9 protein-coding genes are annotated in these 13,758 nt (G+C 49.0%); 7 read left to right on the top strand and 2 right to left on the bottom strand.

What is annotated here, in order from left to right:
* Positions 1–360 precede the first annotated feature (360 nt).
* The 3 genes from pta (at position 361) to nifJ (ending at position 7,370) form a co-directional block, all read left to right on the top strand.
* Positions 361–2,466, top strand: coding sequence for a phosphate acetyltransferase (gene pta / locus DESAL_RS03655; protein ID WP_015850612.1), 2,106 nt, complete (start codon positions 361–363; stop codon positions 2,464–2,466).
* Positions 2,467–2,534: 68 nt separating this feature from the next.
* A complete protein-coding gene (locus DESAL_RS03660) occupies positions 2,535–3,599 on the top strand; it encodes a linear amide C-N hydrolase (RefSeq protein WP_015850613.1) in 1,065 nt (354 codons plus the stop codon).
* Between the two features lie 246 nt (positions 3,600–3,845).
* Positions 3,846–7,370 carry a pyruvate:ferredoxin (flavodoxin) oxidoreductase gene (gene nifJ / locus DESAL_RS03665; protein ID WP_015850614.1) on the top strand — a complete coding sequence of 1,175 codons (3,525 nt, stop codon included), beginning with the start codon at positions 3,846–3,848 and terminating at the stop codon, positions 7,368–7,370.
* Positions 7,371–7,456: 86 nt separating this feature from the next.
* Here nifJ and rimK read toward each other — a convergent pair whose 3' ends face one another.
* Together rimK and DESAL_RS03675 are read right to left on the bottom strand one after the other, a co-directional pair.
* On the bottom strand, positions 7,457–8,362 hold the full coding sequence (gene rimK, locus DESAL_RS03670; protein WP_015850615.1) for a 30S ribosomal protein S6--L-glutamate ligase: 906 nt from the start codon (positions 8,360–8,362) through the stop codon (positions 7,457–7,459).
* Positions 8,363–8,380: 18 nt separating this feature from the next.
* Positions 8,381–8,851 (bottom strand): ATP-dependent zinc protease family protein, encoded by a 471-nt coding sequence (locus tag DESAL_RS03675; protein ID WP_015850616.1) that lies wholly within the window; start codon positions 8,849–8,851, stop codon positions 8,381–8,383.
* 257 nt (positions 8,852–9,108) lie between these two features.
* On the opposite strand from DESAL_RS03675, the gene DESAL_RS03680 reads away from it, so the two are divergent.
* The 4 genes from DESAL_RS03680 to DESAL_RS03695 all read left to right on the top strand — a co-directional run bounded on the left by DESAL_RS03680 (position 9,109) and on the right by DESAL_RS03695 (position 13,743).
* A complete protein-coding gene (locus DESAL_RS03680) occupies positions 9,109–9,813 on the top strand; it encodes a phosphoadenosine phosphosulfate reductase family protein (RefSeq protein WP_015850617.1) in 705 nt (234 codons plus the stop codon).
* A gap of 242 nt (positions 9,814–10,055) precedes the next feature.
* Entirely contained in the window at positions 10,056–10,691 is a 636-nt protein-coding gene (locus DESAL_RS03685) for a uracil-DNA glycosylase (RefSeq protein WP_245543816.1), read from the top strand.
* 232 nt (positions 10,692–10,923) lie between these two features.
* Positions 10,924–12,000 carry a flavodoxin-dependent (E)-4-hydroxy-3-methylbut-2-enyl-diphosphate synthase gene (ispG, locus tag DESAL_RS03690; RefSeq protein WP_015850619.1) on the top strand — a complete coding sequence of 359 codons (1,077 nt, stop codon included), beginning with the start codon at positions 10,924–10,926 and terminating at the stop codon, positions 11,998–12,000.
* On the top strand, positions 12,001–13,743 hold the full coding sequence (locus DESAL_RS03695) for a proline--tRNA ligase (RefSeq protein ID WP_015850620.1): 1,743 nt from the start codon (positions 12,001–12,003) through the stop codon (positions 13,741–13,743). It abuts the gene before it with no gap.
* The last annotated feature ends 15 nt before the right edge of the window (positions 13,744–13,758 follow it).

The following is a 13,758-nucleotide window of genomic DNA, read 5'->3' on the forward strand; positions in this document are numbered from 1 at the left end:
CCGGATGTTCCGCAAGCATCCTCCGGCAGGGTCACACCTGTTTGCCTTTTAGCGCTACAAAGGGTTGCAGCTTATATTCAAGGCAGCACGGCGGACCTCATCAGCACCTCCAGTGGCCGCTGCCGGGTGTCTCCGAACCAGACGTTTGATAAAGCGCTATCTGCTTTGTTGCTGCGAAAAAGGCTGAAACTCACGTATGTTTGGATACGCATCGTTCCAGCCTTTTTCTTGCGCCTCGCATCTAGCACTTTCTTAAACGTCTGGCAGATGGAGCTTTTTCCGTGACCTGATTGACGTGATTAAAAATGAAAGATTTGGTATTAGTTAATTCCCACGCAGTAACTGAATTCAGGAGAAAGAATGTCTAAGAGCTTATATATTGCGGCGACAGAGGCCCGGAGCGGAAAATCTGCAATTGTTCTCGGGGTTATGCAGCTGCTTTTGACCCACCTGCGTAAGGTGGCGATTTTCAGACCCATCATTCACGACAACTTCCATGAACGTGATCACGATATTGATCTAATTCTGCGTCATTTTAAACTTCCGCAGGACTACAAAACAACCTACGCCTATACCCAGAGTGAGGCCACACGTCTGCTTAATGATGGTAAGCATTCGTTGCTTATGGAAAACATTCTCGATCGCTTCAAGAAGCTGGAAGAGGATTATGATTTCGTACTCTGCGAGGGGACAGATTATCTCGGGGGGGAGGCGGCAGTTGAATTTGAGATAAATCTTGATGTAGCCAGTAATCTGGGCTGTCCGGTTCTGGCAGTACTCAATGCTATGGACAGTTACGAAGATGAAATCTGCGATCTTGCCAACCGCACCGTTGCCATGTTTGAGGAAAAAGGGCTGGATGTTATTTCGGTCATGGTCAACCGTGCAGCCAAGGAATTTTCTCCGGATCTAGGTGAAAGGCTGAGACGCTGTCTCAAAAGCGAAAGCAGTCCTCTGGTCTACGTACTGCCCGATGACAAGCGGCTGGGTAATCCGACCATGTCTGACGTTGTTAAATGGTTGGACTGCCGGGTGCTTTACGGACGTGACCGCCTTGATACGCCCATCGACAATTATGTTGTTGCGGCTATGCAGATTGAAAATTTTCTTAAGTACGTCAATGACGGCAGCCTGATCATTACTCCCGGCGACCGTTCCGACATTATTCTCGCCAGCTTGTCCTCGCGTCTTTCCGATGCTTACCCAAATGTCTCCGGAATTCTGCTTACCGGAGGAATCAAACCGGCCATGACCGTCCATCACTTAATAGAAGGATGGAAGGGCGTTCCCCTGCCTATTCTGGTTGCTCCGGGCCATACCCATAAGACCGCCCAGATCCTGCGCGGTCTGCATGGTAAGATTGATCCGGAAAATCAGGTTAAGGTACTTTCGGCCATGGGACTTTTTGAGACCTGTGTGGATTCGCATGAATTGCAGCAGAAATTGGTTTCCAGCCGTTCCACAAGAATTACGCCCTATATGTTTGAGCACACACTGTTGCACAAGGCCCGTGAGAATAAGCAGCACATAGTTTTACCCGAAGGCAAGGAGGAGCGAATCCTGCGGGCTGCGGATATTCTGCGCCGTAGGGATGTTGTCAATCTTACCCTGCTTGGGAATGAACAAGAGATCAAGAAGACTGCTTCGGATATCGGCATCAGCCTGAACGGTATAGAAATCGTTGATCCGGTAAAGTCAGAGTATTTTGACCGTTTTGTGGATGAATATTTCGAGCTGCGCAAGCATAAGTGCATTGTAAAGGATGATGCCCGTGACCGCATGAGCGATCCCACCTATTTTGGAACCATGATGGTGTATACTGGAGTCGCTGACGGCATGGTTTCCGGTTCCATTACCACCACGGCTCAGACTATTCGTCCGGCCTTTGAATTCATCAAAACCAAGCCCGGTTTTTCCATTGTTTCCAGTGTATTTCTCATGTGCCAGAATGACCGGGTAATGGCGTATGGTGATTGCGCGGTGAATCCTAATCCTAATGCACAGGAACTTGCCGAGATTGCTATCAGTTCCGCACATACAGCGAAAATATTTGGTATTGAACCAAAGGTAGCCATGCTTTCATATTCCACCGGAGAATCCGGCAAGGGACAGTCTGTGGATAAAGTCAAAGAGGCAACTGAGCTGGTTCGCAAAATAGCACCTGAAATTGCAGTGGAAGGGCCTTTGCAGTTTGATGCCGCTGTGGACCCGGATGTTGCTGCTGAGCTTATGCCGGACAGCGATGTCGCGGGACAGGCCACAGTTCTGATTTTCCCTGATTTAAATACCGGAAACAATACCTACAAGGCCGTGCAGCGATCCCAGCCGGAATCTGTTGCCATCGGTCCGGTCTTGCAAGGCTTGAAAAAACCGGTCAACGACCTGAGTCGCGGATGTACTGTACGTGATGTTGTCAACACTGTGGCTATTACTGCTATTCAGGCCATTGCGGAAAAGGGGATATAAAAAAGGATTCAACTTAAACCGAGCGGTAAACCGTTCCGCATCGTTCACTTGATGAGGAGATGGAAAAAATGAAAATCAAATTATGTGATTTAATGCAGCGTTGGTTTTTATGCCTTTCTCTGGTTGTTGTGATGATGTTGTTTCTACCTGTTAAATCAGCATGGCCCTGTTCTCGAATTCTATATGAAACGGGAGCAGGGACATACATTACAGGTAGGAGTATGGATTGGAGTGACCCTGCAGCAAAGACACGTCTGTGGGTTTTTCCACGAGGAATGGAACGTGACGGAGGTACCGGTAAGAAAGCTATACAGTGGACTTCAAAGTATGGCTCAGTCGTCACTTCCTTTTATGATATAGCAACTGCCGATGGCATGAATGAAGTCGGGCTTGCCGGAAACGTTCTTTATCTTGCTGAAACTGATTATGGTGATGCCTCAAAAACCGGAAAGCCTACCATCAAAATTGGTGCATGGTTGCAGTATTATCTGGATAATTTCGCTACGGTGAAAGAAGCTGTAAATGCTATGGTGCCCCCTCCATTTTCTGTAGTGGCTCCTACTTTACCTAACGGGCGGGAAGCCACTGTGCATGTCTCTTTGTCCGATGCTACTGGGGATTCGGCCATTTTTGAGTATTTAGGTGGAAAGCTCATAATTCATCATGGCTCGGGATATAAGGTTATGACCAATTCGCCCACTTATGATCAGCAGCTTGCATTGAATGCATACTGGGATCAGATAGGTGGAAATAGTTTTTTACCGGGCACAATCAGTGCTGCCGACCGTTTCGTAAGATTAAGTTACAATCTGAAATCATCGCCTAAATTTAAAGATCCTAAGCTCGCGGTAGCCTCTGTTTTCTCACAAATGCGTGCGATCAGCGTTCCTCTCGGTATGGCTGACCCTGATCATCCGAATATTTCCATGACTCTTTGGCGGACAGTGTCGGATCAAGGATCGAAAGTTTACTATTTTGATTCAGCTATCATGCCTTCTGTGTGCTGGGTAGATTTTAGTAAGGTGGATTTCAAGAAAGGTTCGGGAGCAAGGCAAATTGATATCGGCACGGAGACAGAGCTTGCAAATGAAGTCTCCGCTGAATTCACGCCTGCGGAACCTTTTAAATGGTAGCATTGTAATAAATAACCGTGAAAATTATTTTGTGTGATTGAATGCACTTCCAAAGGTAAATCTCGAACCTCGAGGACGGATATGAACCTTGCAAGTGCCGGTGTCTCAGGCATTTTGAACGGCTGATCAACTTTTTTGCATTTATCAGCCCGGAAGCAGTGAAATACGGGTAGGCAACGCATATGGTCATGTGTTACACTTTTCGGCGCACGCCTTCCCAACCATAAAGACACGGAGAATAATGTAATGGCAAAAAAAATGAAAACCATGGATGGTAACCAAGCCGCTTCCTACGTAGCATATGCTATGTGTGAAACTGCCGCCATCTATCCTATTACCCCCTCATCCCCCATGGCCGAACTGGCTGACGAATGGGCTGTTCAGGGTGTGAAGAATATTTTCGATACCACCATGGAAGTCCGCGAGTTGCAGTCTGAAGCCGGTGCCGCCGGTGCTCTGCACGGTGCTCTGGCTGCAGGTAACCTTTCCTGTACCTTCACCGCATCTCAGGGCCTGCTGCTGATGATCCCCAACATGTACAAGATTGCGGGCGAACTTCTTCCTACTGTTTTCCATGTATCCGCTCGCGCACTTGCAGGACAGGCTCTGTCCATCTTCGGTGACCATCAGGACGTAATGGCCTGTCGCCAGACCGGATTTGCAATGCTTGCTTCCAACTCTGTTCAGGAAGCTCTTGACCTCGCGCTGGTTTCCCACCTTGCTACCGTTGAATCCAGCATTCCTTTTGTTCACTTCTTCGACGGCTTCAGAACCTCCCACGAAGTTCAGAAAATTGAGCTGATCGATTACGAAGATATGGCCGCAGCCCTTAACTGGGATAAAGTCCGTGATTTCCGCGACCGCGCTCTGAACCCTGAGCACCCGCATACCCGCGGTACCGCTCAGAACCCGGACATTTACTTCCAGGCCACTGAAGCAATCAACCCTTACCGTGACGCCGTTCCCGGTTATGTTGAAGACGCTATGGCTAAAGTTAAGGACATCACCGGTCGTGAATACAAACTTTTCGACTACGTAGGTCATCCCGAAGCGGAAGACATTATCGTTGCGATGGGGTCCGGCTGTGAAGCAATTGAGGAAACCATTGAAAAGCTGGTTGCTGAAGGCCAGAAAGTCGGTCTGGTAAAAGTACGCCTGTATCGTCCTTTCTCCATCGAGCACCTCGGTCGCGCTATCCCCGCAACCTGCCAGCAGATCACTGTTCTGGACCGCACCAAAGAAGGCGGCGCAATCGGTGATCCCCTGTACCTCGATGTCTGCACCGCACTGAAGGAAATGAACATCGACCTGCCCGTTTACGCAGGACGTTACGGTCTTGGCTCCAAGGAATTCACTCCTGCCATGATCAAGGCTATTTACGACAACATGAAGTCTCTGGCTCCCAGACATCACTTCACTGTTGGTATCAACGATGACGTTACCCGTCTTTCCCTCGAAGTGGGCGAAAGCATCGATACCACCCCCGAAGGTACTGTTCAGTGCAAATTCTGGGGTCTGGGTTCCGATGGTACTGTCGGCGCAAACAAGCAGGCCATTAAAATTATCGGTGATAAAACCGATATGTACGCACAGGGTTACTTTGCCTACGACTCCAAAAAGTCCGGCGGTATCACCGTATCCCACCTGCGTTTCGGTAATAGCCCGATTAAGTCCACTTACCTCGTTGAGATTGCAGACTTCATCGCTTGTCACAACCCCAGTTACGTAAAGCTTTACGATCTGCTGGACGGTATTCGTGAAGGCGGTACCTTCCTGCTGAACACCAGCATGGGACTTGAAGAGCTGGAAGCAGAACTGCCCGCAAAACTGCGTCGCAAGATTGCTCAGAACAAGCTCAAGTTCTACGTAATCGACGGTGTTAAGATCGCAGGTGAAGTTGGACTCGGCGGACGTATCAACATGGTTATGCAGACCGCATTCTTCAAACTGGCAAACGTCATTCCCTTTGAAGATGCAGTCAAATACCTCAAAGAATCCATTCAGGATGCTTACGGCAAGAAGGGCGAGAAGATCGTCAACATGAACAACGCTGCAGTTGATCAGGCCGAAGCAAACCTTATTGAAATTAAATATCCCGAAAGCTGGGCAACCGCAGAAGATGAAGAAGCTCCTGAAGTTTTCGAGCCTGAATTCATCACTGATGTTGTTAAACCTATCCTCGCTCAGAAGGGTGACGATCTTCCGGTCAGCGCATTCTCTCCTGACGGACGTTTCCCCATGGGTACCTCCCGCTTTGAAAAACGCGGTGTTGCCATCATGGTTCCCGAGTGGATCATGGATAACTGCATCCAGTGCAACCAGTGCTCCTTTGTTTGTCCGCACAGTGCCCTGCGCCCCGTGCTCGTAGACGAAGAAGAAATGAAGATTGCACCTGAGTCCTTTGAAACCATGGAAGCCAAGGGCAAAGGCATGGAAGGTCTTAAGTACCGCATGCAGGTTAACACCCTTGACTGTCAGGGTTGCGGTAACTGCGCAGATATCTGCCCCGCTAAGGAAAAAGCTCTGGTCATGAAGCCTCTGGCTACTCAGACTGAAAAAGAAGTTCCCAACTACGACTTCTCCGAAATCGTATCCTTCAAGGATCGCATCCTGCCTCGCACCAGTGTTAAGGGCAGCCAGTTCCAGCAGTCCCTCATGGAATTCTCCGGCGCATGTGCCGGTTGCGGTGAAACTCCTTATGTTAAGGTTCTCACCCAGCTCTTCGGCGAACGCATGATCATTGCTAACGCAACCGGTTGTTCCTCCATCTGGGGCGCATCCGCACCTTCCACTCCTTACTGCGAGAACATCGAAGGTCACGGTCCTGCTTGGGGTAACTCCCTCTTCGAAGATGCTGCTGAATACGGCTTCGGTATGGAAATGGCTATCTCCAACCGTCGCGACCGTCTCAAAATGCAGATGGAACAGGCTCTTGAGCTGGACATCTCTGACGAACTCAAAGAAGCCCTCAAAGGCTGGATTGAAAATAAAGATGATGCTGCCAAGTCTCTCGAATACGGCGACAAGCTGCGTGAACTTCTTGCAGTAGAAGCTGACAACTATGACCTGCTGCTCGAAATCGAAGAGCAGGAAGACATCTTCACCAAGAAGTCCGTATGGTGCTTCGGTGGTGACGGTTGGGCATATGACATTGGTTTCGGTGGTGTTGACCACGTTCTCGCTTCCGGCAAGGACATCAACATCCTCGTTATGGATACCGAAGTGTACTCCAACACCGGTGGTCAGGCTTCCAAGGCAACCCCGCTTGGCTCCATCGCTAAGTTTGCTGCCGCAGGTAAGCACACTTCCAAGAAAGACCTCGGCCGCATGATGATGAGCTACGGCTACGTTTACGTTGCTTCCATCTCTATGGGTGCTAACAAGAATCAGGTCATGAAGGCTTTCCTTGAAGCTGAAGCATACCCCGGACCTTCCCTGATCATCGCTTACGCTCCCTGCATCAACCAGGGTATCCGTAAGGGTATGGGTAAAACCCAGCTTGAAGGTAAGCTCGCAGTTGAGTCCGGCTACTGGCCGCTTTACCGCTTTGACCCCCGCCGCGAAGAAAACGGCGAGAATCCGCTGGTTGTTGAATACAAAGAACCTGACGGAACCCTGCAGGAATTCCTTTCCGGTGAAAACCGCTACGCAATGCTTGAGCGTATGATGCCTGAAGCATCCAAGACCATGCGTGCCGGTATCGAAAAGGATTGCAAGCAGAGATACAAAATGCTTAAGCAGCTTTCCGAAATGGATTATTCTCACGAGTAATCAGGTCGCTGTAAAAGTTTTAGTACAAAACGAGGCCCCCGTATCCGATGGATACGGGGGCCTTTTAACTTTATGTAAATTGTTTGCTAGCCTTTACCTTTGGTCTTGGTTTTTCCGGGCTGAGCATTCTTTTCAATGTAGTCGATGAGTTGTCCGGCCACATCGATATCAGTAGTTTTTTCAATTCCTTCGAGTCCGGGAGAAGAGTTAACTTCCATGACTACCGGACCGTGGTTTGAACGCAGGATATCCACCCCGCAGAATCCTAGTCCCATGATTTTGGCACTGCGAACTGCGGTTGAGCGTTCTTCAGGTGTGATTCTTACCTGAGTGGCAGAGCCTCCCTGATGCAGGTTGGAACGGAAATCACCTTCACGTCCCTGCCTTTTCATGGAAGCAATAACCTTGCCCCCGACGACGAGACAGCGAATGTCCGAACCGGATGCTTCAGAGATAAATTCCTGCACAAGTATGTTCGCCTCAAGACCTTTGAATGCCTCAATGATGCTGGCTGCGGTGTTTCTGGTTTCCGCAAGTACAACGCCCTTGCCCTGTGTGCCTTCCAGCAGTTTGATAACGAGCGGAGCACCGCCGACAATATCAATCAGGTCTTCTGTGTACTGAGTTGAGTGGGCGAAGGCAGTCACAGGAAGTCCGATTCCTTTGCGGGCCAGAAGCTGCAAACTGCGCAGTTTATCACGCGAACGGGTGATGGCTACTGATTCGTTGACACAATAAACACCCATCATTTCAAACTGGCGGACAACCGCACAGCCATAAAATGTAATGGATGCGCCGATGCGCGGGATGATTGCATCAAATCCCTCAAGCTTTTCACCCTTATAAAGAATACTGGGGTTGTGAGATGTGATGTTCATATAGCAGCGCAGGGGGTTGATTACCCGCACTTCATGTCCACGTGCATTGCAGGCTTCCACAAGAGAATTAGTAGAGTATAGTTCCCGTTTACGAGAAAGGATGCCGATTTTCATTCGTGCCTCCCAAAATTTTTATTTGTAAAATTCAGCAGCGTGCTTTCTGCCCAGCAGATATGATCCGGCTGGATCAACAATTAACCGTTCTTCCATGGCTGTTCTACCCAGAAGCATCCTAAATCTCATGGAATCACGGTTGGTCAGGGTAAGCTCAATATCCCAACTCATGTTGCCCATAATGATTTTTGAACTGATCACAGGCCGATCTTCGCTTATGCCTCCAGAGTTGGTGACTGTGCGGAAGTCAATGACCGGCGCTTCACAGAAAACTTCAATGTCGGTACGTTTCTGGATTGGATGAATACCAAACCGAATCCATTTTTGACCGTCACGTTCAAAAAAATCCTGCTGGAAAGAATGCAGACAGGAAGTTTTCGCTCCGGTATCAGTTTTGAATTTGATAGCCGGAATATTCAATTGCGGGAAAGCTCCCCATTCCCTCCAGCCGATGACCGTCTTCCCCTGTATGTTTTCAGGACAGTTCATAAGCTGCTCCTTGAGTATGAATTGTGTAGAAAAATGAAGCATGATGCAGAATAATCAAGTCTAATTGAGTATATCCTCTCTCTAAGTGAAAGCATGCTTCTATTTATAGCGAGGTAGGGCATATAGCTCTCAGCTGTGAAATGCAAGCAAAAAATCAAGCTCTGCAATTTGTGGTATTTGAATACACGATCAGGCCCGGCTTGCAAAAAGCCGCGTTTCAGGCAACAAGGGAACCACTTTTGTTAAGGAGTCTACTATTGACAGCAATAAATGCAGCCTCACCTCTTGATGACAAAGTGGCTCACAGTGCCGGGCTTATGTCCGGCATGTTGGAAATGTATCCGCCGGAACGGATTGCCGTGGCTTGGACCGGTGGCAAGGATTCTACTGTAGTACTGGCCCTTTGGCGAGAGGTTCTTAAGAATAAAGGGAAGGAAGCTTCGTTGGTGCTGGTGCCGCAGGCTTTATCCATTGATACCGGGATAAAATTTCCTGAAGTGATGGCCTTTCGGGATCGCATTGCTTTGCAATGGGGAGTGGATGTTAAGGTTATCCGGCCTGACGTAGACCTCTCAAGTTATCCCATAGCTGAGAATCCGGTGAAGTGTTGCGCTGATCTGAAGATTAAGCCTTTGCAGAAAGCTATAGATGAATTTGAAATAGACCTGCTCATCACCGGAATACGCCGAGATGAACATCCCAGCAGGGCTGGACGCAGGTTCATGGAAGTACGTGATGAGCCGGACCACACTCTACTCAATCCGATACTTGAGTGGACGGAGATGGATATCTGGTCGTTTATCACCATGCACCAGATTCCACATTGTGAGCTCTATGACCAAGGCTATCGTTCCCTTGGCTGCAAACCCTGCACAGCTAAAGGCGGAAATAGCGAACGCGATGGCCGCAGTGCAGAAAAAGAGCGCAATTTGGAGCAGCTTACTTCCATGGGATATTTTTAAAAATAGTTATGATGCGCTTTGCGCTTTTGATGAAGGGATTTCGCCTCCGGCGGCCAAAGAAACTTTTTGAAAAAAGTTCCTCTGGACTCTTCAAAAACTTTTATTTGGGCTTCGCCTCTACGCATTGTATGACTTGCGAGCCTTTATTATAAAGAGAGTTTTTCGATATGAGAGTTAATTTTTGTTTGTCCAGTTATGAGGTTCATGAGTCTTGGCGTGGATTTTTTACCCTTCCGAGGATGATGGAATTGGATCGCATCAGTTCTTCCATCGGTAAGGATTTTACACCCAATGCTGATAAAGTATTGCGTTTCTGTGAGACTGATCTTTCTAATATGAAAGTCGTGATCCTTGGTCAGGACCCTTACCCTCAGATGGGTGTTGCTACAGGCAGGGCCTTTGAGGTTGGCGATATCAAGACATGGGCGGAGCTGAAGCGCAATGCTTCCTTGGTCAATATCCTCAAGCTCATGCATAAGAACTATCTTCAGGCTGAAGAAGTTGAAGGCATCGCCAAGATCAGAACTGATATTGAATCCGGTAAATTCCCGGTTTTGCCTCCGAAAAAACTTTTCAACCATCTTGAAGAAGAGGGCGTTCTTTTCATGAACACCGCTTTGACCTGCCAGCTTGAGAATCCCGGCAGCCATACTGAAATCTGGCGTGATTTCTCCTCTGCTCTTTTGCAGTATATTCAGCAGAAAAATGCATCAGCAAAATGGTTGCTCTGGGGTAAAGATGCACAGGAATTCGCATCCTTCGTACCGGAAAACCAGAAACTGACCAGCTATCACCCGCGTCTGTTTAATAAGACTCCCGGCTCCTTCCTTGGTGAGAACCATTTTGCCGATTGTCCCGAAATCAACTGGGTTAAATAAGTTTTAACCAATCTAATTTATTATTTGGCACAACTTTGCTATCCCCGGACGCGAAGCCTAATAATAGGTTTTGAAAAGGGGAGTCCAGAGGGGAAAAACTTTTGCAAAAGTTTTTCCCCTCTGGCCGCCGGAGGCCTTAAAAAGCGAGCCTTGGCTCTTATAACAATATGTATTATGCTACCGCGCACGTTATTTTTATATTAGCTGCCAAACTGAATAAATCAGGTGAAAAATGATTAATAGAAAAAAGACCCGTGAGCTGTTCATCGGGGATGTTGGTATTGGTGGAGATAACCCGATCAGGGTACAGTCCATGTGCAACACCGACACCCGTGACGCCCTTTCCACCCGGGCACAGATTGACGCATTGGCAGAAGCCGGATGCGAAATTGTGCGTGTTGCCGTACCGGACGAAGAAGCTGCTAAAGCCCTGCCGCAGATCCGTAAGGGATCTCCGGTCCCGCTGGTGGCGGATATTCATTTCGATTACCGTCTGGCTCTTTCCGCTATGGAAGCCGGTATTGATGCCCTGCGCATTAACCCCGGCAACATCGGAGGCGAGGATAAGGTTGATTCCGTGGTCTCTGCTGCCAAGGAACGTAATGTCCCCATTCGTATCGGCGTTAACGGCGGTTCATTAGACAAAGCACTGCTTGCCAAATATGGCGGTCCGACCCCTCAGGCAATGGTTGAAAGCGCACTGGAGCACGTGGCTCTGCTGGAAAAGAGAAATTTCTACAATACCAAGATTTCCCTGAAATCTTCATCAGTGCTGAACACCATTGCTGCTTACAAATTGCTGGCAGAAAAGGTGGATTACCCGCAGCATGTTGGCATCACAGAGGCCGGAACACTGGTGCGCGGCGCGGTTAAATCTTCCGTAGGACTGGGTATTCTGTTCTGGGAAGGCCTTGGCGATACCATGCGCGTTTCCCTGACCCATGATCCGGTGGCGGAAGTGGGCGTTGCCTGGGAAATTTTGCGCTCACTTGGTTTGCGTGAACGCGGACCTGAGATTGTTTCCTGCCCCACCTGCGGACGGACCGAGATTGAACTCATTGATCTGGCCCAGAAGGTGGAAGACAACCTGCGCGGTGTTGAAGATGTCTTTACCGTTGCGGTCATGGGCTGCGTGGTTAACGGTCCTGGAGAGGCACGCGAAGCTGACATCGGTATTGCTGGTGGCCGTGGACTGGGTATCATCTTCCGCAAGGGCGAAGTAATCCGCAAAGTTAAGGGCGATGAAAATCTGCTGCCTGAATTTATGAAAGAAATAGAATTATTCCTGAAAGAAAAGAGAGGACAATAAATGCGTTTAAGCCGTTACTATATTCCCACATTGAAAGAAGACCCTTCCGAAGCGGAAGTGGTTTCCCATAAACTGCTCATGCGTGCGGGTATGATCCGCAAGCTGACCAGTGGTATTTACAACTACCTGCCGCTGGGCCTTAAGTCCGTGAACAAGGTTGCCGCCATCGTGCGCGAGGAAATGAACCGTGCGGGTGCACTGGAAGTGCTCATGCCTATGGTTCAGCCCGGTGACCTCTGGCAGGAGACCGGACGTTGGGATTACTACGGTAAGGAACTGCTTCGCGTTAAAGACCGTCACGGCCGTGATTACTGCCTTGGACCCACCCACGAAGAAGTTATTACCGACCTCGTTCGCGGCGAAGTAAAATCCTACAAGCAGCTTCCTCTCAATCTGTATCAGATTCAGACTAAATTCCGTGATGAAATCCGTCCCCGCTTCGGACTGATGCGCGGTCGTGAATTCATCATGAAAGATGCATATTCCTTTGATAAAGATGAAGCCGGAGCAGAAGAATCCTATCGCGGTATGTTCGAAGCTTACAAGAAAGCTTTCTCCCGCATCGGGCTGAACTTCCGTCCCGTTCAGGCTGATTCCGGTGCTATCGGCGGTGACTTTTCTCACGAATTTCACGTGCTGGCCGATACCGGTGAAGATACCATCGCGGTCTGCAAGGATGAGAAATGCGGTTACGCTGCAAACCTTGAAAAAGCAAAAGTTGCTGCACCTACCGGTGAAAGCATGCTTAATGCTGAATGCCCCGCAATCGAAGAAGTCGCCACTCCCGGCAAACACACTGTGGAAGAAGTTTGTGAATTCCTCGGCGTAGAGCAGGATAAGCTGGTTAAGACCCTGCTTTTCACTGTTGACGGTGAGCCTGTTGCTGCTCTTGTTCGCGGTGATCGTGAACTCAATGACGTTAAGCTGCGCAACCTCGTTGGCGGTAACGAAATTGAAATGGCAAGCGAGGAGCAGGTCAAGGAATGGACCGGAGCTCCTGTCGGTTTTGCCGGACCCGTCGGTCTTAAGATCGAGCGTATTTTTGCCGACCATGAACTGCTGACTGAAACCGATTGGATTGCAGGTGCTAACAAGGGCGACACCCACATCAAGCATCTCTCCCTCGGTCGCGACTGCAAGATTGAGCAGTTCGCAGACCTGCGCGTGATCACCGAAGCTGATCCTTGCCCCGAGTGCGGCGCGGCTATCGAGTTCACCAAGGGTATTGAAGTTGGTCATGTTTTCAAACTCGGCTCCAAGTACTCCAAGTCCATGGAAGCCACTTTCCTTGACGAAAACGGCAAGACCCAGCCTATGGTCATGGGTTGTTACGGTATCGGCGTTTCCCGTATTGTTGCTTCCGCAATTGAGCAGAACAACGATGAAAACGGTGCTATCTTCCCTCCGACCATCGCGCCTTTCGAACTCTGCGTGATCTCTCTTGGCGGTAAGGATGAGGCTGTAAACGAGAAAGCTGAAGAGTTTTACAATGAACTCATGGAAATGGGCATTGACGCAGCTTACGATGACCGCAAGGAACGTCCGGGCGTAAAATTTGCCGATGCAGACCTGATCGGTTACCCCATGCAGCTGGTTATCGGCGGCAAGGGCCTCAAGAATGGTATTGTTGAAGCCAAGAACCGTAAAACCGGTGAAAAAATTGAATTGCCTCTTGAAGGTTTCACTGAAGCTTTCAAAGCATGGCGTGCTGAAATCTGGCAGTCATGGGGACTTAAAGCATAACTAAAAATAAAGCTG

The sequence above is a fragment of the Maridesulfovibrio salexigens DSM 2638 genome (genome assembly GCF_000023445.1).
Classification (GTDB): domain Bacteria; phylum Desulfobacterota; class Desulfovibrionia; order Desulfovibrionales; family Desulfovibrionaceae; genus Maridesulfovibrio; species Maridesulfovibrio salexigens.

What these genes read in the sequence shown, in the direction of transcription:
- pta (WP_015850612.1), top strand. Translation starts at nt 361, where the DNA reads ATGTCTAAGAGCTTATATATTGCGGCGACAGAGGCCCGGAGCGGAAAA.
- DESAL_RS03695 (WP_015850620.1), top strand. Translation starts at nt 12,001, where the DNA reads ATGCGTTTAAGCCGTTACTATATTCCCACATTGAAAGAAGACCCTTCC.
- DESAL_RS03685 (WP_245543816.1), top strand. Translation starts at nt 10,056, where the DNA reads ATGGAATTGGATCGCATCAGTTCTTCCATCGGTAAGGATTTTACACCC.
- DESAL_RS03660 (WP_015850613.1), top strand. Translation starts at nt 2,535, where the DNA reads ATGAAAATCAAATTATGTGATTTAATGCAGCGTTGGTTTTTATGCCTT.
- ispG (WP_015850619.1), top strand. Translation starts at nt 10,924, where the DNA reads ATGATTAATAGAAAAAAGACCCGTGAGCTGTTCATCGGGGATGTTGGT.
- rimK (WP_015850615.1), bottom strand. Translation starts at nt 8,362, where the DNA reads ATGAAAATCGGCATCCTTTCTCGTAAACGGGAACTATACTCTACTAAT.
- nifJ (WP_015850614.1), top strand. Translation starts at nt 3,846, where the DNA reads ATGGCAAAAAAAATGAAAACCATGGATGGTAACCAAGCCGCTTCCTAC.
- DESAL_RS03675 (WP_015850616.1), bottom strand. Translation starts at nt 8,851, where the DNA reads ATGAACTGTCCTGAAAACATACAGGGGAAGACGGTCATCGGCTGGAGG.